General features: G+C 69.4%; 23 protein-coding genes and 3 tRNA genes. 7 read left to right on the top strand and 19 right to left on the bottom strand.

Annotation, left to right across the window (positions count from 1 at the left end; genetic code table 11):
• Positions 1-95: 95 nt before the first annotated feature.
• Together purE and W5W_RS0112895 are read right to left on the bottom strand one after the other, a co-directional pair.
• Positions 96-620, bottom strand: coding sequence for a 5-(carboxyamino)imidazole ribonucleotide mutase (purE, locus tag W5W_RS0112900; RefSeq protein ID WP_008732405.1), 525 nt, complete (start codon positions 618-620; stop codon positions 96-98).
• 168 nt (positions 621-788) lie between these two features.
• A complete protein-coding gene (locus tag W5W_RS0112895) occupies positions 789-2162 on the bottom strand; it encodes a 5-(carboxyamino)imidazole ribonucleotide synthase (RefSeq protein WP_017195687.1) in 1374 nt (457 codons plus the stop codon).
• A gap of 114 nt (positions 2163-2276) precedes the next feature.
• On the opposite strand from W5W_RS0112895, the gene W5W_RS0112890 reads away from it, so the two are divergent.
• From W5W_RS0112890 to W5W_RS0112880, 3 genes are all read left to right on the top strand, one after another.
• Complete coding sequence (locus W5W_RS0112890) at positions 2277-3527, top strand: hypothetical protein (protein ID WP_017195686.1); 1251 nt, start codon at positions 2277-2279, stop codon at positions 3525-3527.
• Between the two features lie 58 nt (positions 3528-3585).
• Positions 3586-4227, top strand: coding sequence for a GtrA family protein (locus W5W_RS0112885; RefSeq protein WP_008732457.1), 642 nt, complete (start codon positions 3586-3588; stop codon positions 4225-4227).
• A 75-nt stretch (positions 4228-4302) separates the two neighbouring features.
• The gene (locus tag W5W_RS0112880) at positions 4303-5037 is read left to right on the top strand and encodes a VTT domain-containing protein (protein ID WP_008732435.1); all 735 of its coding nucleotides are present in this window, start codon (positions 4303-4305) and stop codon (positions 5035-5037) included.
• 15 nt (positions 5038-5052) lie between these two features.
• Here W5W_RS0112880 and W5W_RS0112875 read toward each other — a convergent pair whose 3' ends face one another.
• From W5W_RS0112875 to W5W_RS0112860, 4 genes are all read right to left on the bottom strand, one after another.
• Positions 5053-6132: a sensor histidine kinase gene (locus W5W_RS0112875; RefSeq protein WP_008732431.1), complete on the bottom strand. Its 1080-nt coding sequence runs from the start codon at positions 6130-6132 to the stop codon at positions 5053-5055.
• Positions 6133-6374: 242 nt separating this feature from the next.
• Positions 6375-7043: a response regulator transcription factor gene (locus W5W_RS0112870; protein WP_017195684.1), complete on the bottom strand. Its 669-nt coding sequence runs from the start codon at positions 7041-7043 to the stop codon at positions 6375-6377.
• 72 nt (positions 7044-7115) lie between these two features.
• Positions 7116-8273 (bottom strand): adenylate/guanylate cyclase domain-containing protein, encoded by a 1158-nt coding sequence (locus tag W5W_RS0112865; protein ID WP_017195683.1) that lies wholly within the window; start codon positions 8271-8273, stop codon positions 7116-7118.
• A gap of 72 nt (positions 8274-8345) precedes the next feature.
• Positions 8346-9314, bottom strand: a complete 969-nt coding sequence (locus W5W_RS0112860) for a biotin--[acetyl-CoA-carboxylase] ligase (protein ID WP_017195682.1) — start codon at positions 9312-9314, stop codon at positions 8346-8348.
• Positions 9315-9382: 68 nt separating this feature from the next.
• Between W5W_RS0112860 and W5W_RS0112855 the strand changes: the two genes are divergently transcribed.
• Together W5W_RS0112855 and W5W_RS15055 are read left to right on the top strand one after the other, a co-directional pair.
• Positions 9383-10021, top strand: coding sequence for a Maf family protein (locus W5W_RS0112855; RefSeq protein WP_017195681.1), 639 nt, complete (start codon positions 9383-9385; stop codon positions 10019-10021).
• Positions 10022-10144: 123 nt separating this feature from the next.
• The gene (locus W5W_RS15055; protein ID WP_017195680.1) at positions 10145-10666 is read left to right on the top strand and encodes an NUDIX domain-containing protein; all 522 of its coding nucleotides are present in this window, start codon (positions 10145-10147) and stop codon (positions 10664-10666) included.
• A gap of 33 nt (positions 10667-10699) precedes the next feature.
• On the opposite strand, the gene W5W_RS0112845 is transcribed toward W5W_RS15055, so the two are convergent.
• The 6 genes from W5W_RS0112845 to W5W_RS0112820 form a co-directional block, all read right to left on the bottom strand.
• The gene (locus tag W5W_RS0112845; protein ID WP_017195679.1) at positions 10700-11461 is read right to left on the bottom strand and encodes a MarR family winged helix-turn-helix transcriptional regulator; all 762 of its coding nucleotides are present in this window, start codon (positions 11459-11461) and stop codon (positions 10700-10702) included.
• Positions 11462-11683: 222 nt separating this feature from the next.
• Positions 11684-12643 carry a hypothetical protein gene (locus W5W_RS0112840; protein ID WP_017195678.1) on the bottom strand — a complete coding sequence of 320 codons (960 nt, stop codon included), beginning with the start codon at positions 12641-12643 and terminating at the stop codon, positions 11684-11686.
• Between the two features lie 40 nt (positions 12644-12683).
• Positions 12684-12854 (bottom strand): 50S ribosomal protein L33, encoded by a 171-nt coding sequence (rpmG, locus tag W5W_RS0112835; protein WP_008732398.1) that lies wholly within the window; start codon positions 12852-12854, stop codon positions 12684-12686.
• Between the two features lie 56 nt (positions 12855-12910).
• Positions 12911-12984: transfer RNA gene (locus W5W_RS0112830), tRNA-Met, on the bottom strand.
• A 42-nt stretch (positions 12985-13026) separates the two neighbouring features.
• Positions 13027-13099 (bottom strand) — tRNA-Thr (locus W5W_RS0112825).
• A 129-nt stretch (positions 13100-13228) separates the two neighbouring features.
• Positions 13229-13313, bottom strand: a tRNA-Tyr gene (locus W5W_RS0112820).
• 504 nt (positions 13314-13817) lie between these two features.
• On the opposite strand from W5W_RS0112820, the gene W5W_RS0112815 reads away from it, so the two are divergent.
• A complete protein-coding gene (locus W5W_RS0112815; RefSeq protein ID WP_008732462.1) occupies positions 13818-14612 on the top strand; it encodes an LppU/SCO3897 family protein in 795 nt (264 codons plus the stop codon).
• 88 nt (positions 14613-14700) lie between these two features.
• Here the strand turns inward: W5W_RS0112815 and W5W_RS0112810 are convergent, their stop codons facing one another.
• Both W5W_RS0112810 and W5W_RS0112805 read right to left on the bottom strand, forming a co-directional pair.
• Positions 14701-15345 carry a response regulator transcription factor gene (locus W5W_RS0112810; RefSeq protein WP_008732410.1) on the bottom strand — a complete coding sequence of 215 codons (645 nt, stop codon included), beginning with the start codon at positions 15343-15345 and terminating at the stop codon, positions 14701-14703.
• Positions 15333-16598, bottom strand: a complete 1266-nt coding sequence (locus tag W5W_RS0112805; protein WP_008732484.1) for a sensor histidine kinase — start codon at positions 16596-16598, stop codon at positions 15333-15335. Before W5W_RS0112805 ends, W5W_RS0112810 begins: the two co-directional genes overlap by 13 nt.
• Positions 16599-16742: 144 nt before the next feature.
• On the opposite strand from W5W_RS0112805, the gene W5W_RS16245 reads away from it, so the two are divergent.
• On the top strand, positions 16743-16997 hold the full coding sequence (locus tag W5W_RS16245) for a hypothetical protein (protein WP_154650355.1): 255 nt from the start codon (positions 16743-16745) through the stop codon (positions 16995-16997).
• Here the strand turns inward: W5W_RS16245 and W5W_RS0112800 are convergent.
• The 5 genes from W5W_RS0112800 to W5W_RS0112785 form a co-directional block, all read right to left on the bottom strand.
• On the bottom strand, positions 16981-18969 hold the full coding sequence (locus W5W_RS0112800; protein WP_029574322.1) for a phosphotransferase: 1989 nt from the start codon (positions 18967-18969) through the stop codon (positions 16981-16983). The two genes, W5W_RS16245 and W5W_RS0112800, sit on opposite strands and share 17 nt — an antisense overlap.
• 19 nt (positions 18970-18988) lie before the next feature.
• Positions 18989-19852, bottom strand: a complete 864-nt coding sequence (gene htpX / locus W5W_RS0112795; protein WP_008732460.1) for a zinc metalloprotease HtpX — start codon at positions 19850-19852, stop codon at positions 18989-18991.
• Between the two features lie 160 nt (positions 19853-20012).
• On the bottom strand, positions 20013-20246 hold the full coding sequence (locus W5W_RS16405) for a hypothetical protein (RefSeq protein ID WP_008732470.1): 234 nt from the start codon (positions 20244-20246) through the stop codon (positions 20013-20015).
• Positions 20247-20294: 48 nt separating this feature from the next.
• Positions 20295-21410 (bottom strand): alanine dehydrogenase, encoded by a 1116-nt coding sequence (gene ald, locus W5W_RS0112790; protein WP_017195675.1) that lies wholly within the window; start codon positions 21408-21410, stop codon positions 20295-20297.
• Between the two features lie 210 nt (positions 21411-21620).
• On the bottom strand, positions 21621-23108 hold the full coding sequence (locus W5W_RS0112785; RefSeq protein WP_017195674.1) for an FAD-dependent oxidoreductase: 1488 nt from the start codon (positions 23106-23108) through the stop codon (positions 21621-21623).
• Positions 23109-23356 lie beyond the last annotated feature (248 nt).

Genomic DNA, 23356 nt, shown 5'->3' with positions numbered 1-23356 from the left:
GGGCAGGGCCTCTGCCCGCGCACCGATCGACGGCGGCGGGAGGGGAATTCCCGTGTTTCCGACGTCGTCGAAGATCCTGCGCCCTTCAGGGCCCCTCAGCCCCGGTCGCGCCGTTCGCGCAGCGCCGCACCCTTGGCATGAGCGATCTCGGCCAGATCGGCTTGGAAGTCCCTCATGGCTTGCCTCAATCGGGCCGCCTCCTCACCGTCACCGGCGGCGAGCATGCGCACGGCGAGCAGACCGGCATTGCGAGCGCCGCCGATCGACACGGTCGCCACCGGAACACCCGCCGGCATCTGGACGATGGACAGCAGCGAGTCCATGCCGTCGAGATGCTTCAACGGCACGGGCACGCCGATGACCGGCAGTTCCGTGACAGCGGCGAGCATGCCAGGCAGATGGGCCGCTCCCCCGGCGCCGGCGATGATGATCCGCAGGCCCCTCCCGGCGGCGGCGCGTCCGTAGCCGATCATCTCGGCGGGCATGCGGTGGGCGGAGACGACGTCGGCCTCGTAGGGCACGCCGAACTCCTGAAGGACGTCGGCGGTGGCCTCCATGGTGGGCCAGTCGGAGTCCGAGCCCATCACAATGCCGATCTTCGGCTGCGCAGCTTGATTCATCAGTAGACCCTTTCTTTCTGAAAGCTCTGAAAATATTGCGAGGCAAGAGGTCCTGACATCCGGTCCGGACCGATCTCGACGCGGAACTCGACCGATCTCGACGCGGGTTGCGACCGATCTCGACGCGGAGTACGACCGATCTCGGCGAATTCGGCGAATTCGGTGAGTTCAGGCGTCTCCGCTCAGGATGGCGGCGACGGCGCGAGCGCGCGCCAGCGCATCGGCGATCACCTCGGACGGGGCGCACGAGCCGGGATCGCCGGCGACCACGAGGTTGACGTGACCGAGCTTACGGCCCGGGCGCCAGCCCTTGCCGTACATGTGGACGCGCGCCTGCGGCTCCAGGGCCAGGGCGCGGGCCAGGGCGTCGTCGTCGGGCTCGGCCCGGCTTCCCAGGACATTGACCATGACCGTGACCGGAGCCGTGGGCTCGGGCGAGCCGAGCGGCAGGTCGAGGACCGCGCGCACGTGCTGGGCGAACTGGCTCGTCACCGCGCCGTCCTGAGTCCAGTGGCCCGAATTGTGGGGCCGCATCGCCAGCTCGTTGACGTACAGGGCGGTGGGGCGCCCCGCAGTCTCCACGGCGAACAGCTCGACGGCGAGCACGCCGGTGACGCCGAAGCGCTCGGCCACCGTGCGCCCGATCTCCTGCGCCTGCGCCACCGCCGCCTCCTCGAGCCCCGGAGCCGGGGCGACGACCTCGGAGCAGATGCCGCCGTCCTGAACGGTCTGCGCCACGGGCCAGCTCCGCAGCTCCCCACCGGGGCTGCGGGCGAGCAGGACGGCGAGCTCACGGGTGAAGGGCACCGCCTGCTCGACCAGCAGACTGGTGACCGCGCCGCCGCCCAGACTTCCCCCACCCCCGGCGCCCGCGGAGGCTCGACCGGCACGGGCCGCGGCGACCTCGGCGATCCAGGACGCGGCCGGGCTGTCAGCACCGTCGTCCAGATCCTGCGGCCCGTCCACCAGGAGCACGCCGTGCCCGTCGTAACCGCCCCGCGGGGTCTTGAGCACCACCGGCCAGCCGTGGCGGTCGCCGAAGGCGCCGATCTGCTCGGCCATCGCAGGCGCGTCACCGCCGACTTCGGCCCAGACGGGCTGCGGGAGGCCGGCCTCGTCGATGGCGCGCCGCATGGCGAGCTTGTCGCGCGCAAGCAGCAGGGCCCTCGCCGTGGGCTGGACGGAGACGCCCTCGGCCTGGAGGCGCTCCAGGAGCGCGGAGTCCTGATGCTCATGCTCGAAGGTGAGGGCATCGGCACGGCCGACGCTCTGAAGGGCGACGGCACCGGCCCCGGGCCGAGGAGCCCCAGCGCTACCGGCGCTGCCGGCACTGCCAGCACTACCAGCACTGCCGTTCACGAGGGCGCGCACGGCTTCGGCGTCATCGGCCCTGCCGACAGGGCCGTCCACGGTGACCTGCGCCGTCGAACCGTCCGGCGCCTCGACCAGGGCCCGCAGATGGACGCCCAGGGCGGAGGCCTCCTCCTGCATCATGCGGGCCAGTTGCCCGCCTCCGATCACGGCGACGATGGGAACGCTCACCCGCCCAAGGCTACCGGGGCCACCGGCACGTCGCTCACCGCCCACGCCCCTCGACAAACCCGCGCCCCTCGACAATCCGTCTGCGACGGCCGGCGGCGCCGTACGCTGGACGCCGTGCTCAGTCCTGTCATCCCCATCAAGCATTCCTTCTCCGAGCAGCCCGGTGATCGGCCCGCCGCTGCGCCCCACCGAGTGCGGGTGCTGGCCGTCTGGGCCGTTGCGACGGCGGCCTCGCTCATCATCCTGAGACTGAGCGCGCAGGACACCCCGGTGACTCCGTGGGCGCAGGCCGCCCCCACATGGGCGGAGCACCTCTCCTTCTGGGACTCGGGCTGGTACAACCGCATCAGCCAGGAGGGATACCCCTCCGAGCTCCCCGTGGACGCCAATGGGCACGTGGTCCAGAACGCCTGGGCGTTCATGCCGCTGCTGCCCGCGCTCGCCGGGGCACTGAGTTGGACGGGATGGTCCTTCTACGCCTGTGCGGCACTGGTGGCGACGGCGGCCTCTGCGGGCGCCGCCGTCGTCATGGACTGGTGGCTGGCCCCGGCGGTGGGCGAACGGGCCTCGCTGTGGGCGGTCGCCCTGGCGTGGAGCTCGCCGTGCGCCGTCGTGCTGCAAGTGCCCTACGCCGAGTCCCTGGGTCTGCTGTTCACCGCGGCGGCACTGGCCCTGGCGGTGCGAGGCGGGCCGGGCGGCCTCATCCTGGCCACGGCATCGGTCGCGCTTGCGGCCTTCTCCCGTCCGATCGGAGTGCCGCTGACCCTGGCGCTGGGCGCCTGGTGGCTGTGGGAGGTCCTCGGCGAGCGGTTCCCCGGAGCGTGGCGGCTCAGAGTGCTGCCCGAGGCCCGACCGCTGAGCGGCGGGCAGCGCCTGCGACTGCTGGCGCTGACGATCTTCTCGGCGGCGTGCGCCCTGGCCTGGCCGGCGTTGGCCTGGCTGGCCACGGGGCGGGCCGACGCGTACACGGCGACCGAGACGGCGTGGCGCTACGGCTCGCTCGCGCCCTTCACGCCCTGGCTGGCGCGCAGCGGGTGGTGGGTCGGGCCGGGTCTGGGCATGCTGCTGCTGGTGGGGGCGCTGGTGGTGGTGGCGACGGTGCTCAGCGCCCCGTCGCTGCGACGGCTCGGCCCGGGCCCCTGGTTCTGGTGCGCGGGCTACATGCTGTATCTGCTGGTGTTCTTCGATCCGACTACATCTGTCTTCCGCATTCTGCTGCCGATGGCACCGATCGCCTGGGCGCTGGCCTCGAGCATGTCCACTCGACGTCGAATCGGGCTGCTGGCGGCCTGCATGGTGGGGCAGCTGTTCTGGATCAGCTGGGTGTGGGACCTGTCCGTGAAGGTGACTCAATGGGTGCCGTGAGCGCGCCCACCGTCGGGGAGCGCCTGCCCGAGCATCCCGGTGCCCTACGATCGAGGGCGTGACCCGATCCAGTTCGCGAGCCTCAGGCGCGCCCGAGCCGAGCAGCGCCTCGACGGCCGCCACCGCATCGGGCACCACCAGCCCCCGCCCCACCCTCAAGGAGCGCATTGTCGCCTGGGTGACGGAGTTCCTGCAGTTCGGGCTGGTAGGGGCACTGGCCTATGTCGTGGATTCCGGCCTGTTCGTCCTCTTCCAGCACGGCCCGCTGGGCGTCTTGGCGGGGCACCCGAATACGGCCAACGCGGCCAGTGCCACGATCGCGACGATCTTCTCCTGGGTGGCCAACCGGTTGTGGACCTACCGGGGCCGCACACAGGAGAACGTGGCGCGCGAGGCGCTCCTGTTCGCCCTGGCCAACGTGGGCGGATTGTTCATCACCCAGTTCTGCTTACTCTTCACCCACCACGTTCTGGGACTGACCTCGGCGATCGCGGACATGATCGCCGCTTATGTCGTCGGCTTCGGCCTGGGGACGGCCTTCCGCTTCACCTTCTACCACTACATCGTCTTCAACGGCGGTGCGGACAAGAGCCCTAAGAACCCTGAAAGCCCTAAGAGCCCCGAGAACCCCGCGAGTGCTGAGGAGATCGAGGAGCGCGAGGAGATCGAGACGGGCCCCGGCAGCACCCGGCGCGCCTGAGTGCCTGACGCCACATATCCAGTGAGGGCGTTCTCATGGTGCGCTCCCCAGTGGCTTCCCTAGCCTGACCCAGTGATGCCTCTTGCCACGGCCGTGACGGCCGGACTCCCCGCAGCCCTGCCCTCGGACCTCCCCGGGGCCCTCGCCCCGACCCTGGGCCCCAAATGGCTCGACGCCGCCAGCATTATCACCACGATCGTGGAGTGGTTCGGCCCCTGGGCGATTGTGGGCGTCATGCTCGTGATCTTCGCCGAGACCGGCCTGCTCGTCGGCTTCTTCCTGCCGGGGGACTCTCTGCTGTTCACACTCGGCATGTTCGTGGGCACGGGCGCCGTCGGCGTCCACATCTGGGTGGCCGCCCCGCTCGTATGGCTGGCCGCGATCATCGGCAACCAGACGGGCTATGCGATCGGCCGCAAGGCGGGACCGGCGATCTTCAACCGGCCCGACTCCCGTCTGTTCAAGAAGGAGTACGTCGATCGCACGGCGGCGTTCTTCGAGCGCCACGGCGGCAAGGCCGTGACCCTGGCCCAGTTCGTCCCGATCGTGCGCACCTTCACCCCCGTCATGGCGGGCGTCGGCAAGATGCACTACCGCCACTTCCTCCTCTTCAATGCGATCGGCGCGACCTTCTGGGCCTTCGCCATCACCTGGCTCGGCTACTTCCTGGGCAGCATCGCCTGGATTCAGAAGAACATCGACACCATGATCCTGGCGATCGTCTTCGTGTCCATCCTCCCCATGCTCATCTCGGCGCTGCGCGGATGGCTGTCCTCCCGGAAGTCCTCAGCCGCCCAGCCGGAGGCCTGATCCGCAGGGCGCGCCTCAGAAGCGACGGCGGCGCCCGACGCTGACCAGTGCGCCCTGCGGCAGGACGTTGTTCGGGTCCAGGGAACGCGGCACCGCGTTGAGCAGCACGGAGAAGATCGCCGGGCTGCGCTGCGACAGCTCGATCTTCCCGCCGTCGGCCTCGACCAGGTCCTTGGCCAGTGCCAGGCCCACGCCCGTCGAGCCGTGACCGGAGACATGGCGCTCGAACACGTGGGGCGCGATCTCCTCCTCGACGCCGTCGCCCTCGTCGGCGACATCGATGAAGACGCCGTGCCCGCCCTTGGCGCTGCGCACTTTGACGCTCGTCGCACCCGCCCCGTAGCGCAGCGAGTTCTCGACAATGGTGGCCAAGACCTGCGCCAGGGATCCGGGGCTCGCCAGCACGGGCAGCTCGACGTCGTCGGTGAAGGTGATCGTCCGCCCCGCCTCCGCGAAGGCCGGCTCCCATTCCTCGCGCTGCTGGGCGAAGACCTCCTCGAGGTGGAGGGCCTCGGTGGTCCCGCCGCCCGTGCGCCGGGAGACCTTGAGCAGATCCTCCACCACCCCGGTGAGCCGGTCGACCTGCTCGATGCATGCGCGCGCCTCCGCACGCACCTCCTCCTCACTCGACATGAGCTCGATCTCCTCCAAGCGCAGACTCAACCCCGTCAGGGGCGTGCGCAACTGGTGGGAGGCATCGGAGGCGAATTGCCGTTCAGCCGCGAGTCTGCCCGCCACGCGCTCCGCGGTGCGCACCAGTTCGGCCTGGACGAGGTCGATCTCCTCAATGCCGGAGTGGCGCAGGCGCGGACGCACCTGGCCCGAGCCGAGCTGCTCGGCCTCGGCCGCCAGGAAGATCAGCGGGGCGCTGATCCGTCGTGATGCCTTGGCGGCCACCACGTAGGCGGCGATCAGCGCCACCGCCGCCAGCCCCACGGCGGTCAGCGCCACCGTGATCACCACTCGGGCCCGGTCGTTGGCATTCGGCGTGGTTCTGAATGCCAGGGCGATCCAGGCTCCCCCCAGAGGAATCCCCAGCAGGACGACAGCGACAGAGACCGCAAACATCGTCATCGTCATCGTTCGGCGGCGCATGCCCACTCCCTTCGTGAACCCGGTACCACGTTAGACGCCCCGGCCCGCACAAGGCAGGACCGGGGCGCACTCGTCGTGGCGTCTCACGGCGCCTTACAGCGGCCTCATAGCGGTCGCAGCATCACGCGACGTCGCAGACGCTCACAGACACCATGACACAGCACCCGCGCTTACGGACGCCGGAGGATTCCGAGATTATGAATTATGCAGCTACACAGTTATCTATGCATTCAACTGCACAATTAGACCACCAGGCGATACCCGTTGCCGTCCCGCAGGAGCAGTGCGGGGGAATCGGCGTCGTCACCGAGCTTGCGACGCAGCCATGTGACATGCATCTCGAGAGTCTGCTCCGTACCCGTCGGGTCCTCCCCCCAGACCTCCTTGAGAACATCCTCGATCGACACGACCTGCCCGCCGCCGCGAACCAGCACCCGCAGCAGCTCGAACTCACGCGTCGTCAGCTGCAGCTCGCGGGAGGCCACGAAGGCGCGATGGGCGGCGACGTCCACGCGGATCTCACCGGCGGTGAGCTCGTCCTCGATGGCCTCGCCCGAGGCGCGACGGACCTGGGCGCGCACCCGGGCCAGCAGCTCGGCCAGGCGGAAGGGCTTGGTGACGTAGTCGTCGGCGCCCGCATCCAGGCCGACGACGAGATCAGTGTCCTCACTGCGAGCAGTGAGCATCAGAATGGGAATGGTCAGGCCCTGGACCCGCACCTGGCGGGCGACGTCGAGTCCATCCATGTCGGGCAGGCCGAGGTCCAGCACAATGATGTCGGCGCCGGCAACCTCCTCGAGAGCACCCTTGCCGGTGCCGTGGGCGCGCACCTCGTAGCCCTCGCGTCCGAAAGCGCGGGCGAGGGGCTCGGAGATGGCGGGGTCGTCCTCAACGAGAAGCACTGTCGTCATAAGTCGGATCGTAGGCGACTGAAGGCCCTGCCGCCATCGTCCGCAAGGCGGAGAAGGGAAGGTCAGACCTTCTCAGATGAGCGAGAGCTCCCAGGGCGTGATATTGCCCAGCCCCTTGGCGACCACCTCATGGCAGGGGCGGACCCGGTAATGATCGGCACCGGGCCCCGAGGCGATCGCCATGGCGGTGGCCTTGTCCATCCGGATTCCTCCGGGATCGGCCGTATTGACCAGGCGGGAGGCGAGATTGACCGGCGGGCCGAAGACATCGCCCGAGCGTGAGATCACTCTGCCCCGCACCAGGCTGGCGCGCACGAGCAGCATCTCCGGACCGGACTGGAGCTCCTCGACCAGGGCGGTAACGACCTCGGCGGCGACGAGCAGGTCGTCGGCGATGTACATGACCGCATCCCCGATGGTCTTGACCACGCGCGCACCGCGGGAGGTGACGACGTCCCGAGTCGTGGACTCGAAGTCCTCCAGCATGGCGGACAGCTCCTTGCGCCCCATCGTCTGGGCGCGCTGGGTGAAGGAGACGATATCGACGAAGCCGAGCGAGCGCGACAGCGGGAACAGATCGGGGCCGGCGTCCTCGCGCCCGCGGTGGGCGACCTCGGTATCGGTGCGGCCGAGGAGCGCGGTGAGATGCCGCCGCCAGACATAACCGAGCTGCGCGGACAGGGAATCGACCAGCTCATCGATGTGGTCCATCACCACGAGCCGGGCGGAGGTGTCGTCCAGGTGGAGGCGCTGGCCGATATCGGCCACGAGAGTCTCCAACTGCCACAGCACGAGGCGGTCCATGGTGAAGGACTGCGCCCGCAGCAGCTCCAGGACACTGCTGGCGGCCAGCCCGCCGCCGGGCGCCGCCGGGGATGGACGACCGTCATCGGTCTCGTCGATGAGATCGGCCATCGTGCGCAGCGCATCGACGTCGTTGTCGGTGAAGCGCACCTCATCGGGCTCGACGTCCGCGAAGCCCATCGCCCGCCAGAATCGTCTGGCGAGCGCGAGGCTGGTACCGGCGCGCTCGGCCATCTCCCGCATGCTCAGAGTCGGGACTCCACCGAGAAGCAGGCGCTCGTGACCGGCGAGAGTGGCCCACTGGATGTCGTTCGGCACGGCGGTGCCGTCGTGCGCAGCGCCGTTGAATGCTCCGCTGGATGCTGTGGCGATCGCCCGAGGCTCCTTCTCCTGAGGCTGGGCCGTGGAACTGGTCTGGTCGGTCACATCCGCAACAGTAGCGCACGTCACACACTAACGCTCATCGAGACGTGCCCACTCGTCTTGACGCGATTCAACTCACGTCCCGGTCGGCGTCCCCAAACGTGCGGATGCCACGTCGCCGGCGGAGATGACGAGCTCCCCGACCCCGCCCTCCCCCGCGGGACCTCCAACGACATCGCGCAGAACGAGGCCCGGCCGCACATCGATCGCCCTGCCCCGAACCAAGCCCGTGGGGGTGGTGACCACCACGTCCTGGCCCAGGGTCGAACAGGCCCCGCGCAGGCAGCGCCCGAGCTCGCCGTCGCCGCCGTCGGGGTCGCCGTCCCGGTCCTCCCAGGAGGCGACCAGCTCCGCGAGATGCCGTCCGAGATCCTCCAGGACGCCCCGCGCGACCGTGAGCTCGGAATCGACGCCCAGCCCGGCGAGGGACGCCGCCCAGGGCACGGGCAGCTCGGCGGCGCCCTGGGCGAGGTTGACCCCGATGCCGACGATGACCGCCGATGCCTCGGCCCGGGCGCGCTCCAGACCGCCGCGCCGGCTGGCCGGACCGGCAGCGCCGCTGTTCTCGATGCGCTCCGAGGCGGGGATCAGTTCGCACAGGATGCCGGCGACCTTGCGGCTCAGGCCCCATCCGGGCGCATCCACCGCCGATGCATCGGCCGGCGCATCAGTCGGCAGGACGACAACGTCGTTGGGCCATTTCGTTCGCGCCCGCCAACCGGTGCCCTCCAGGCGGGGCTCGAGGGTGCGCTGCACCGCGAGACCCGCCAGCAGCGGCAGCCAGTCCAGACGCGCAGCGGGCACGACCGGCCGCAGGACCACGGACACGGTCAGGGCGCCGTGGGGCGGCGTCACCCACGTGTGCTCGGCGCGCCCGCGACCCGCGGTCTGCGTCTGGGCGCACAGGGCGGACAGATGGGGCCAGGTGTCGACCGCGGCCGGATTCACGCGCCCGTCGGGGCCGCTCAGCGCGGCGCGGAGGTCATCATTGGTGGAGCCAGTGACCCGGACCGTCAGAAGTCGGGAGAAGAAGGAGCTGCTCACTGCAGCAGCCTAACGCGCCCGGCCCGCAGCGCAGCCGGACCGCCCCGCCGATCATCTAGGCTGAGGGCGTGATCCTTCTGGCCTCGCAGTCCTCCGGCCGTCTGGCCACCCTGCGCGCCGCCGGCGTCGAGCCGCTCGTGCGGGTCTCCGACGTCGATGAGCACGCGATCCTGCGCGCACTGGCCGCCGACTCGCGCACCGAGCCGACTCCGCCCCAGCAGGTGCAGGCGCTCGCACGTGCCAAGGCCGCGGACGTGGCCGACACCGTGACGCGGTCCGAGCGCGAGGCGGATCCCGACCTGATCGTCGTCGGCTGCGATTCCATGCTGGAGATCGACGGGCGGGTCGTCGGCAAACCCGAGACGGCCGCCATCGCCCGCGAGCGCTGGCGCTCCATGCGCGGGCGCACGGGAGTGCTCCACTCCGGCCACGCCCTGGTGCGCGTGCATGACGGCGCCGAAGCCCGGGGCGTGTCATCGACGACGGTCCGCTTCGGCTCTCCTGCGGACGCCGAGATAGACGCCTATGTGGCCACCGGCGAGCCCCTGGGCTGCGCGGGGGCGTTCACCATCGACGGGCTCGGCGGCCCCTTCATCGACGGAATCGACGGCGACCCGCACGGCGTCGTCGGCATCTCGCTGCCACTGCTGCGGCGCCTGCTGGCAGAACTGGATGTGACATGGACGGATCTGTGGACCAGGACGTGAGGCCCTCAGAGGGCAGATGGGTCGACTGCGGATGCGGGGATCGGCATTGGGGGGGCCTTCGGCGCAGCCGGCCTGCTCGTGTGGCGCCGCGCCCGAGAAACCGGAGCCGGTATCGAGATCCTGATGCAGCTGCGAGCCGGATGGACCCACAGGGGCGGAACCTGGGGCGTGCCCGGGGGTGCGGTGCGCGCCGGCGAGAGCCCCGCCGAGGCTGCACTGCGCGAGTGCGAGGAGGAGACCGGTCTGCCCGCCCGGGTCCTCCGCTTGGGGGCCGAGCACATCCAGGCCCACCCGGACTGGTCGTACACGACTTTCACGGCGCAGGCGCCCTCCGACGAGGCGTGGGACGAACTCGTGCCGTTGGATCGCGAATCCCTCGAAATACGCTGGGTCAGGCTCTCAGCGCCCTCAACGCCCTCAGGGCTCTCGGGACTCTCGGCGAGGCGCAACGGCACGACCACCTGGGAACGGCCCGCCCCGGGCACCGATGACGTCTACGGCGAGGCACCGCTGCTGCCCGCCTTCGAGGCGGTCTGGGAGGAGCTGGCCACCCTCCTCCCCTCGCCTTCCGCCGAGATCGGTCGTAGTACGGCCCGAGATCGGTCCGGTTCGCACGATATAGGCGGCAGAGACGGCAGAGATTGATCCGCGCGGTCCGCCCACCCGCCCACCCGCGGCTCAGCCGGCCTCGTTGTCGACGAGCGCGGTCATGAGCTCGGTCAGCGCGGCCAGCTGCTCATGGGTGAAGCGGTCGATGACGTGGCGGCGCACGCCATCGAGGTGAATGGGAGCCACAGCGCGCAGGAAATCCAACCCGGCCTCGGTCAGCCGGCAGTTCACGCCGCGCTTATCAGCAGCGCATGAGGCCCGCTCGACATAGCCCGCCTTCTCCAGGCGGCCCACCGTGTGCGTCAAGCGCGAGCGCGAGTGCGAGACATGCTCGGCCAGGGTGGACATGCGCAGCTGATGGTCGGACGCCTCCGACAGTCGCACGAGGATCTCGTACTCGTGCATGGAGATGCCCGCGTCGGCCTCGAGCTCGTGATTGAGCACCGCCGCCACCGACGTCGATGCGGCGAGAAAGGCCCGCCATGCCCGCATCTCCACGGCATCGAGTGGGCGGGTGAGTTCAGCGGGTTCAATGTCCTCAACGGCTGCAGCAGCCGCAGCAGCCTGCCCGCACGCCGACGGCGGCTCCTGCCCGCAGCCGTCGGCCACCGCGGCCTGAGAGTCGGAGACCTCCTGCCCGCACCCGCCTGAACCTGCTGCAGCCGCTGGGGAAACTGAGGAAGCTGAGGAATCAGTGCCGGCCTGCTCCTCATCGGCGCCGGTCCGATCATGACCGGTCAGCGCGGACCGCGGCTCCTCGGGGATCGGAGCGGTCGTGACGGCGGATTGGCCGCAGTCGCCTGCTATCGCACCGCTCGCCTCGTCCATCATGATCCTCCTGCTGCTGCTACTCACTCACGGGATGCCCGCTTCTGCTCGGTCATTCAGAACTGAACATCCGAATTGTATCCCTTTCTGTATATCACCTGGCAGCGGGGAGGCCTCGTGCTCCTCATCACCGGTCATCTACCGGACATCACTGGTCGGATCGTGCACCGACTCGCACCGATCCGACCAATGAGGGGCGAGCGCCTCGACCGCCTCTCGATTCCCTCAATCACGGTGCAGGATGCGCCTTCCACCGGCGATGAGCGCGCCAGTCGCCTCCTCCACGAGGACGCGCGCATCCGGCGGACGACCCCTGTGGGACCCAGCGGTCACAGGCACCGGCAGAGGGGCGCGCATGCGCAGATCGACGGCGGATTCCCCGGCGGGGACCAGGGCGAGGCTCACGGCGGCCAGAAGCAGGCCGTGGGCGATGACGCCCTCCCGGCCGGCGCGGAGCCCCGCAGCCCGGGCGGCTCCCGGAACGAGGTGCAGTCGGTTGCAATCGCCGCCGGCCCGGGACCATGCGGCGACATCCAGAGCGCTCACGCGCACCGCGCGCCCATTGCTGAGAGCGCGCCCATTACTGAGTTTGCTAAGTCCACTGAATCCACTGAATCCGCTGAGGCTGCTGAATCCCTCCGACTCTCTCGATCCCGTCGGTTCCCCCGCCCCTCTCGCACGGGCATCCGCCGGGGCCGGTCGTAGGCGAGGACCGGAACGATCGGCGGAACCGGGAGCATTCTGCACAGCCGGAAGCGGACCGGGAGCGCGGGGAGAGGCGGAGTCGCCGTCATCGAGCCGCCGCGCGAGATCGTGCACGACGACGGCACCATCGGGCCACCGCTCCCCCGCCCGGCCGGCCCCCACTGCGGTGCGAGCACGCACGAGCCACCAGCCGGCGCGCGTCCTTGTATCGATGACTGTTTCGCTGGCTGTTTCGCTGACTGGGGACTCGGCGCCGCCGCCCGCCGGGCAGATCCGGCAGCGTCGATGGATCAGTCCGTGCCACGGCCCGAGCACCGGCGCCTCCTGCAGAGCCCGCAGAGTGATGACGGCGGGAAGAATCGTCTGGACTCCCAGGCGAGCAGCCGCTGCCGGGTCGTCGATGCGGAAGGTTGCGACAATAGGCTCCAGGACACGGCAAAGCCCCGCCGACTGTTCGTCGACGGGGCCGATGTCGCTCATGAGCCGATCGTATCGACTGCGGAGACGAAGCTTTAGAGCCCTAGCGGGTCTCTCGGTGCTCGGTGTGCTTGCCGCAGCGAGCACAGAACTTCTTGATGGCGAGCCGATCGGGGGTGTTCCGACGGTTCTTCTTCGTGATGTAGTTGCGCTCCTTGCACTCCGAGCAAGCCAGAGTGATCTTGGGGCGAACGTCGCTGGACTTACTGGCCACGCGTCTCTCCTCTGATTGATCCTCGAGCCGGTGGGGGCCTTGCTCGAAACCTTGCGTAGCGGGGGAGGGACTCGAACCCTCGACCTCACGATTATGAGTCGTGCGCTCTAACCAGCTGAGCTACCTCGCCATATTCGACACAAGCGGGGCCCTCCGGCCCCGCTGGCATCAGAGCCCCGAAAGGGAATCGAACCCTTGACCTTCTCCTTACCATGGAGACGCTCTGCCGACTGAGCTATCGGGGCAACGAGCGCGATCCTATGCGGACCGGAATTACCGTGGCAATCCAGCCCCGAGTGTCCTCGCTCACTGTGCCACCGCCCCGAAAGGCGGCCCTGATCGTCCTGCCGTCACAAGCCACAACAAAGCGATCATGGTGGCGGGTGAGGGATTCGAACCCCCGTAGCATTCCGCGGCTGATTTACAGTCAGCTCCCATTGGCCGCTCGGGCAACCCGCCGTGCTCCGCGTCCGTCCCGGTCCGTCCTGGGATCAGGCGCCGCGCGGTGCCGTGGAAGAATAGCAAGCTCACGACGATCCGCGCCAATCCCGGCCGTAGGGGCCTGGTCACACGATCGCACAGTCACACGGTCGCACAGTCGCCGACGTCGAGGCGGAGCCGCACTCCGAAACGTCCCCGAACATCCCCGAGCATCCGCACAGCGCTCACAGCGGCTCACAGCGGCTCACAGCGCTCTTGATGCTCCCGAGGCCCCGACACCCACGCCGCCCCTGCCCCGCGAGTCCTCCGAGCGGATCAGCGGCGGCGCTCGCCTCGGAGAGCCGGAAGACCTGCGAAGGACGCGAACATGCTCGAGGGCAGCCGACGTGCCCACAGGACGACCAGCACCATGGAGCACGGGTGCCGCAACGCGAGATAATCGAGATAACTAACTGAGATAATGGCGACAATGCTGATAGTATTGTCGCCATTCTTCATTCCCGCTCCCCCATGCGAAAGACCATGTCCGACATTCCAACTCCATCTCCCGGCCCCGACAATCCCGCATTCGACAATGCACGCACAGGGCAGCAAGGCGACGATGCATCACCGGCTCCGCTCCTGACACCCGATCAGGAGCGGAGCCGCGTCAGAAAACATAGAAGAAGAAAAGGAATTATTGCCACCATTTCACTCGCGCTAATCAGTATCGCGGCCGTCGGCAGCATTATGTACATCAATCGCACGCCGACCATACCGATCGAGCAAGCAGACATTGGAGAATGCGTGACCAACCCGTCTGGCACATCCCCCAGGCAGGTGAGCTGCAGCCGCAACGACGCCGCCTACCAAGTCACGGGGCGCGCCGCCGGCACCGAGGAATGCGCGACGATCGCGGGCACCGAGGCAGCCAATATCAACGAGGACACCTATCTGTGCCTAGCGCCCACGGAATTCGATCAATCCCGCGAGGTTAACACAATCGTTGCGGGCGATTGCCTGATCTTCGAGGACATTCCCGAAGAGAAGAAGGAAACCATGGCCACGCCCTGGATAAAGAAGCCCTGGGAGGAGCAGAAGGAGGCCGTCCGCTCGGATTGCGTCAGCGGCTCATACCCGGTGCTGGCGGTGATCAACGGAATTCGGCAATCAAGCATGGACGGTAAGGCGTGCACTGACGTCGGCGTAGAAGCAGATTCCGTGTACGGACTCTCATTGGCCCGTTTCCACACCCCGGACCATAAGCCATCTCCCGCCGAGCTCATGAGATCCACTCCCTATGACCTCGCCTTCTGCATGGGGAAGCAGAACAGCTGAGCGCCGGCGCTTCAGAGCAGGGTCGGAACCGGGCCGGAAAGACACGCGGTCCAGCAGTTCAACGGTTTAGCAGAGCCCCCGGTCTCGCTCACGACGACAGCAGGGCGAGCACGGCCTTGACCCGGCGATGCACGGCGGCATCGGGCAGAAGCCCCAGCTTGGCGAAGATGCGCTGAGTGTGCTTCTCCACGGCGCCCTCGGTCACGACCAGCCGTGCAGCGATGGCGGCGTTGGTGCAGCCCTCGGCCATGAGGGCGAGCACCTCGCGCTCGCGCGGCGTGAGCGACTCGATCGGATCGTCCCGCCGGCCGCGCTGCATCACCTGGGCGACGACGTCGGGGTCCAGGACCAGCTCTCCGCGCGCCACCCGCTCGACCGCGGCGAGGAAGGAGTCGATGTCGGTGACGCGATCCTTCAGGAGGTAGCCGATGCCGGCCCCGCCGTCGGCCAGGAGCTCGGGCACGTAACCCGCCACCACGTACTGGCTCAGCAGGAGGATGGGGGCGTCGTTCCACTGCTGCCGGATGCTGCTGGCGGCGCGCAGCCCCTCGTCGGTGTGCGACGGCGGCATACGGATGTCGGCGATGACGAGGTCGGGGCGCAGCGCCAGGGCCTGGTCCACCAGCGCCCGGCCGTCGGCGACCTCGGCGACTACCTCGTGGCCGCCCTCGGCGAGGATGAGTGCGAGCCCTTGGCGCAGGAGCACGGAGTCGTCGGCGATCAGGACGCGCACGGGATCACCGCCTCCACCCGGGTGGGGCCGCCCGCCGGCGAGGTGACCGTCAGCCGACCATCGACGCCCTCGAGCCGCTCGACCAGCCCGGCCAGGCCATGTCCCTTGGCCAGGGACGCTCCCCCGACACCGTCGTCAGCGATCCACAGGCGCAGCTGCTCGGTCTCGATGACGGCGCCGAGCTCGGCCGAGTGGGCCCCGGAGTGCTTGTTGAGGTTGGTCAGGGCCTCGCTGGCCACGAAGTAGGCGGCCTGGGAGATGTGATCGGGCAGGGGCGGGAGGTCGGCGTGCACGGTCACCGGCACCGTGGAGCGAGCAGCAACCTCGGCCAGGGCCGCCGACAGCCCGCGATCGGTGAGCACCGGGGGCGCGATGCCGCGCGAGAGGCGGCGCAGCTCGTCGAGAGTCTGCTGGGTCTGATCCATCGCCCCGCTGATGATGCCCTCGGCGGCCTGAGGATCCTTGACAGCCTGACGCTTGGCACGGGCCAGATCCATGCCTAGGCGCACGAGCCGCTGCTGAGGGCCGTCGTGGATATCGCGCTCGAGCTGGCGGCGGGTGTCGGCCTCGGCGCGCTGCACGGCGGCGCGCGAGGTCTCCAGACGCGCGACCTCACTGCGCTGGCACAGGAGAGCCCGGCTGAAGGCCTGCCGAGCGCGCGTCAGAGCCCGCAGCACGAGAGGGGCGGTGAGAGTGAACAGCACCCACAGCGCCAGGTCCAACAGGACTTGCCACAGCAGAGCCGGCTTCAGTCCGAGCAGCCCGGCCAGGGTCTGACTCCTGGGCACGGTGGCGTCCACAATGATGTCCGCGGCCATCCCGAGCCATCCGACAAACATGGTCACGAGCCATGTGAGAGACAGGGCCCAGGTCGCGGTCGTCACGAAGAGGCCGACGAAAACCCACCCCAGATCCAGCCAGCGCTGCGGATCCCGCAGCGTGGTGAGCAGACGCCGCACGGTTCCGTCGCCGGGATCCGTCCGCAGGTAGTGGCCGGGCACGTACTCGCTGGAATCGACGGCGGCCACGGCGCGGCGCTCCATGTCGGCGAAATAGGTGCAGATCTCAAGGCCCAGCACCAGGATGGGAATGCCGATCCAGATGATGACGGTGCCCGCCCCCAGTGCTATCAGTGTCACAACAATGATGAAGGCGACGACATTGAGCGGCCAGGCGAGCAGGAGATAGGCCGCGTCACGGCGCATCTGCCGGTAGCGGTCGCGCCAGTCGCGCCAGGAGGTCGGAAGGTTCATGTCTCAATCCTGCTCGTAGCGGTGCGGCGGCCCCAGCCCGCCACCTGGCGGACCCGTGGTCGGGCTGGCCCGACAACCGCATCGGCACCGTAGCACTGCCCCGGCGCCGCAACGCTGCCGCAGCATCATCGAGAACTGCTGGAAGTGCTGGCGCCGCTGGGCTGGAAGCGCTGGAACCATTGGCGCCGCTGGGCTGGAAGCGCTGGAACCATTGGCGCCGCTGGGCTGGAAGCGCTGGGCTGGAACCGCTGGAACCACTTGAACATCATCGAGATCGACATTTTGGAACGAGATCGACTTCCTCGAACGAGATCGACGGTGACGCCGTCGATCTCGTTCGAGGAAGTCGATCTCGACGCGTCCCCTTTGCCGGACGCCGGCGCTAACCGTCAGCGGTGAGAGCTGCGCTCAGGCCCGTAGACAGGTCATCGGCCCAGCGCGCATGCCACGGGCTCTCCTCGGCGCGGCTGAGGCAGTACAGGAGATTGGGCAGGCGGTCGAGCAGTTCCCAGGCGTCGCGTCTGGCCAGAAGCGCCTGCGGATCGGTGGCGTGCGCGTCGGGCCGCCAAACCATCGGGTCGCCGGAGTACGAGCGCGCCTGTGGAACCGCGCCCGTCTGAGCCGACTCCTCGCTCAAACGCTGCACGCATCGAGCATATTCAGACACGAAGGCGGTGACCTCAGTGCGCTCCATGGGCGCGTACCACGGGCCACCAGTGATCGCACCGCCGATGAGGGCCAGATCCTTGGCCGGATCGCCGGGTCCCGCCCACTCGAAGTCGATGAGCCGGGGCACCCCGGCGGCGTCGAAGACGATGTTGGTCAGGACCGCGTCCCCGTGAATGAGCGGATGAGTCAGGGCGCCCTCGAAGGCGTGATCGAAACGCCCCAGCGCCCGTCGCCACGGATCCAGGAGCGCGACGACCCGCGGATCGAGCAGGGTGCGCGGGTGGTGCTCGCGCCACCAGGACAGCAGCGTCTCCCCCTCCTGGGAGGCGGTGGGCAGCTGCGTCGGAGCACCGGGCAAGGCCGACTCACCGGACACTGTGCTCAGGGCCAGGTGAAGGCGGGCGATCTGCGCCGCGAGCGGCGCGGCGAACTCCGGCCTCCAGTCGCCGGGGGCCAGGACTCGCCCAGGAACGTAGGTGGTCACCATGTAAGGGATTCCCAGGGGGTTACCTGGGCAGTCTGGACCGCTAGGGATGTCTGAAACGCCAGGGCCGCCAGGGCCGCCAGGGCCGCCGGAGCCACCAGTGCTGCCAGGGCCGCCAGGGCTGTCTGAAACGCCAGGGCCATCAGGGCTGCCTGGACCGCCAGGGCCGCCTGGGCAGTCATCATCACCGATGCCGCTGGAATCGTCAGCGCCGTCTGGACCGCCAGAGCCGTCTGGACCGCCGATGCCGCCGGAGCCGGTCTCCAGGGCAATGGCAACGGCGCTGGCGCCCAGATCCGGCGGAACCTGCTCGAGGGCGGCGAACTCGGCGGCCATGGACCGGGGCAGCTGGTCGAGCGGACGACGCGGTATGCGCACCACGCGCTCCTTGTTCCCACTGCACAGCAGCCAGGCCGCGTAGCTCTCCCCGGCTCCGAGCCGTCGCAACCGAACCGGCCCCGGCGGCACGCCGCGGATGCGGCCGGCTTCGGCGGCGGCGCGCAGGCGGCCGGCGACGTCGTCAAGGTCGACCAGTTCAGCGCCGTCCGGCGCGGAATCCCGGGCGGGACAAGCGGATCCTCGGGCCCCCTCTCCCAGGGGACCCCGGACGTCTGCCGAGCATTCCCGGACGAGCCGAGCAGCGCTCACCGAGGAACTGCAGGCGCGGGCGATGAGCTCGGCGGCGCCGGTCACCTCAAGACGACCCGTATCCAGTCTGAGGTCGGCCTCGGGCCAGGGCGCGTAGTCGCACTGGAGCACGTCCCGCCAGTCCGGCAGGACCAGACCCTCGATATCGCTGACCCGCTGCTCGACGCGGCGACGGTGCTCATCCCGGTCGGAGCAGACGAGTTCGACCTGCAGGAGGCGGGAACCAGCATCGACCGCCGTCCGCTCCCAGAGTCTCCGGGTGATCGGCAGAGGATTGACGCACTCGACCAGGACGTCGCCGCCGGTGGACAGGACGTCGCCGGCCACGGCTGCAGCCGCGTAGTAGCCCGCTCCCCCGGGCATGTCCGGAGCCATCTCCCCGCTGCGGCGCAGGGCCTGCTCAATGGAGTCCACGCGCAACCAGGTCATGGGCGGCGTCATGGGCCGTTCCCCCAGCAGAGCGCGGCAGACGGCGGTCTTGCCCACTGCGGGCAGGCCGCCGACCACCACCAGCAGCGGTCGCCGTCCGCTCCCGCAGGACCGGCCATCAGGGTTCGCGTACTCCGTCATGCGCAGCGGCCCGCCGGCGTCAGTAACCCGCCATCTGCTCCAGGCGGGCGATCCGCTGGTCCATGGGAGGGTGAGTGGAGAAGAGGTTGCGGACCCGCCCGAAGGGGTTGGCGATCATCATGGCGGAGACCGGCTCTACCCTCGGGTCCTGCCCCATGGGCACGCGCGAGACGCCCGACTCCAACTTGCTCAAAGCACTGGCCAGGGCGAGCGGGTCGTGGGTCAGGACGGCGCCGTCGTGGTCGGCGTCGTACTCGCGGGTGCGCGAGATGGCGAACTGGGTGACGCTGGCGGCCAGCGGGGCCAGGAGCGCCATGAGCAGCACGAGCAGGCCGTTGCCCTCGCGTCGATCCCGCCCGCCGCCGAACCACATGACCATCATGGAGATCGAGGAGATGACTCCGGCGATGCCCGCGGCGACGGAGCCGGTGAGAATGTCGCGGTTGTAGACGTGCGAGAGCTCATGCCCCAGCACCCCGCGCAGCTCGCGCTCATTGAGGAGCTGAAGGATGCCCTGAGTGCAGCACACAGCGGCATGGGCCGGATCGCGTCCGGTGGCGAAGGCGTTGGGACTCATGGTCGGGGCCACGTACAGGCGCGGCATGGGCTGGCCGGAGGCCGCCGACAACTCGCGCACGACCGCGTACATGGTGGGCTGCTGGGCCTCGGTGACCTCGATGGCGCCCATGGAGCGCACGGCGAGCTTGTCCGAGTTCCAGTAGGAGTAGGCGGTCTGGGCAATGCCGATGAGCGGCATGATGAACAGCCAGATCGCGGAGCCGGTGCCCTTGGCGAGCATCCAGCCGAACAGGAGGAGCAGGCTCCACAGACCGCCCATGAGGATGGCGGTCTTGAGCCCGTTGTGATGGTTGGCGCCTGTCATGGGAGGCAGTGTATGGACACTGGCTGTGCGTGCGCTGGGTCGAGGCCGCCCTCCTCACTACAACTACATGGCGGGCGTGGCCGACGTCCACCAGACGACTGTTTCCGGGCAGGGGCACCCGGGCGTCACGATCGCGCTGACTCTGCAGATTAAGCCAGAATTAAGCCAGAACTGCGCCGTTGTGCCGACATACCTGCCGGGCCGCAGAGCGGTATCCGCCGAGATGCGCCTGCCCCATGGACGTCTCATCGATGCGGCGCGGCGGGGCCCCGAATGGCGACGGCGCCCCTGTGCGGCGTGATGCCGAACCCTTGATGACGTCCTCCACGAGGACCTCACCCGGGTGAATCGGCTCGATCCTGTCAACGCCCTCGGCGGTAGTCGTGGTAGTCAACGATCTCAACCTCCCCGGGGCCGCCGTCGGTCCATACGAAGGAGATCCTCAGGCAAGCAGGTCGGCGACGTCGGCCGCCGGAATCCTCAGGGCCTCGCCCACGCCGGCGGTGTACAGTGCACCGTCATGGGTGCTCAGGCCCCGGGCCAGCTCCTCGCTCGCCCGGCAGGCGCCGCGCCAGCCGTCGTCGGCCAGGGCCAGGGCGTAGGGAAGCGTCGCGTTGGTCAGCGCATAGGTGGAGGTGTGCGGCACGGCGCCGGGCATATTGGCCACGCAGTAGAAGACCTTGCCGTCCACCTCGAAGGTGGGCTCGGAGTGGGTGGTGGGGCGGGAGTCCTCGAAGCATCCGCCCTGGTCGATGGCGATGTCCACCAGCGCACTGCCCGGCCGCATGGCCTCGACCGTCTGGCGCGTGACCAGGCGCGGGGCGCGCGCCCCGGCCACGAGGACCGCGCCGATGACCAGATCCGCCTCGGCGCAGGCGCGCGCCACATCGAGTTCGGTGGAGAAGCGGGTGCGGATGGCCCCGCCGTGGACCTCCTCGATGCGGCGCATGCGCTCGGGGTCGATGTCGAAGACGGTGACGTTCGCCCCCATGCCCGCGGCCACCCGCGCCGCCGCCAGGCCGGCGGTCCCACCGCCCAGGACGACGACGTCCCCGCGCCGCACTCCGGCGGCCCCGCCCAGCAGGACCCCGGCCCCGCCGTGGGGGCGCAGCAGGGCGTCCGCACCCACCTGGGCGGCCAGCCGGCCGGCGATCTCGGACATGGGCGCCAACAGCGGCAGGGCGCCGGAGGCGGTCGCCACGGTCTCGTAGGCGATGGAGGTGACCCGCTTGGCGATGAGCTCCTCGGTCAGGGGCCGGTCCGCGGCCAGGTGGAGGTAGGTGAACAGGAGCAGATCGGGGCGCAGGAAGGAGTACTCCTCGGCGATCGGCTCCTTGACCTTGAGCACCATCTCGGAGTCGGCCCACAGGGCGGGCACGTCGTCGGTGATGGCGGCGCCGGCGGCGATGTAGTCGTCATCGGGGATGGCGGCACCCACGCCGGCACCCGACTGAACGGTCACGGTGTGCCCGCGCCGGGTGAGCGCGTGGACGCCGGCGGGCGTGATGGCGACGCGGAACTCGTTGTCCTTGATCTCGGTGGGAACACCGACTCGCATGGTTCTACCTCCGTGGCGGGCTTGGTATGTGACGGGTAGTGGCGGGCACGAGCAAGTCGTGGGCAGATTGTGGGCGGGTCGTAAGCGGTTCTACAGCAGGACCGCAGGAATGCATCGGGCACGAGCCGAACCGGATCGCCGGCGCGCAGCGGCCGGGAGCCGGGGCAGGCCCTCGTTGAGCATCAGTCCGTCAGCCCCCCCCTCAGGCGGTCAGCCCTTCAGGCGGTCGGCGACGCGCTCGGGCACGCGGTCGACCTCGGGCTGACCGATGAGGTCGACGGGCACCTCGGTGGAGCGGGAGATGGCGGTCATGGCCCCGCGGGAGACGACCTTGACGCGCTCGCGCGACTTGGACGCCCCGCCGGTGACCTCGACCTCGCCAAAATGCTCGCCGAGCTCGCGCTCGTAGGCGTCCAGCAGCTCCCAGCCCTCCCAGGTGGTGAAGGGGATGCCGCGCGACTCCAGCAGGGCGATGAGGGCGTCATGTCCGACCTGCGCCTCGTCCTGAGTCTTGGCGTGCAGGAGACCGGCACTGGCGTCGGAGACGAGATTGGCGATGGTCTCCTGCGCGTCGGACTTGGTGGAGCCGATCAGTCCGACCGGGCCGCGACGGATCCAGCCGGTGGCGTAGATGCCGGTCAGGGGCTCGCCATCCTCGCCGAGCACGCGCCCGCCCTCGTTGGGCACGACATGGCGCTCGGCATCGAAGGGCAGGCCCTCGATCGGGCTGGAGGCGTAGCCGACGGCGCGGTAGACGGCCTGGACCGGCCAGTCGCGGTACTCGCCGGTGCCGGTGACGTTGCCGTCCCCGGTCAGGCGGGTGCGCTCGGTGCGCAGGGCGCGCACGTGGCCGTCGTCGTCGGTCAGGACGGCCGCGGGAGCCTGGAAGAGGTGGATGTGGATGCGGTGGGAGGCGGTGAGGTCCTCCGGCTCCTGCATGGCGTAGCCCTCGAGGGCCTTGACCACCTGGCGCTGCTGGTTGGAGGCGGCCAGGGCAGCCTGGGAGCCCTCGTCGTACTCGAAGTCCTCCTCGTCCACGAGGACGTCGACGTCGGGCTGCTTGCCGAGCTCGCGCAGCTCCAGGGGGGTGAACTTCACCTGGGCGGGGCCGCGGCGGCCGAAGACGTGCACGTCTGTGACGGGGGACTCGGCCAGGACGGCGGCGACGTTGGCGGGGATCTCGGTGGTCATGAGGTCCGCGGGGTGCTTGGCCAGGACGCGGGCGATGTCCAGGGCCACGTTGCCCACGCCGATGACGGCGACCTCCTTGGCGCTCAGGTCCCAGGTGCGCGGGTGGTCGGGGTGGCCGTCGTACCAGGAGACGAAGTCGGCGCCGCCGTGGCACTCGGGGGCGTCCACGCCGGGGATGTCCAGGGGGGCGTCGGTGTCCGCGCCGGTGGAGAAGATGATGGCGTCGTAGTGCTCGTGGAGCTCGGCCACCGAGATGTCGCGGCCCACCTCCACGTTGCCGATGAGGCGGATATCGCCGCGCTGAAGGATCTTGTAGAGGGCCACGATGATCTGCTTGATGCGCGGATGGTCGGGGGCCACGCCGTAGCGCACCAGCCCGTAGGGGGCGGGCAGCTGCTCGAACAGGTCGATACAGACCTCCATGCCCGACTTCGAGAGGATGTCCGAGGCGTAGATGCCCGCGGGACCGGCTCCAATGACGGCGACATTGAGAGGACGTGCGTTCACTGCTCTTTCATTTCTGTCGGCGGTGGGATGAGATGAGGCAGGCCGAACGACGCCGGCGCCCGCCCGCCCGCGCAAGTCTAGGTGGCACGGGCGCCGCCTCTTCATGGCGTCGGACACATGCCCTCAGGATGGAAGCGCTACCATATGCAGGCTGTGCCGACCACGCAGGCTGTGCCGGCTGTGCCGGCCGACACCGCCCCGAACCCCAGAGCATCCCAGAGCCAAGCCGCAGCACCCCAGCAGCCCGG

Source organism: Actinomyces massiliensis 4401292 (genome assembly GCF_000269805.1).
Classification (GTDB): domain Bacteria; phylum Actinomycetota; class Actinomycetes; order Actinomycetales; family Actinomycetaceae; genus Actinomyces; species Actinomyces massiliensis.
The sequence above is the reverse complement of the archived record's forward strand: the minus strand, read 5'-3'. Positions and strand labels throughout refer to the sequence as shown.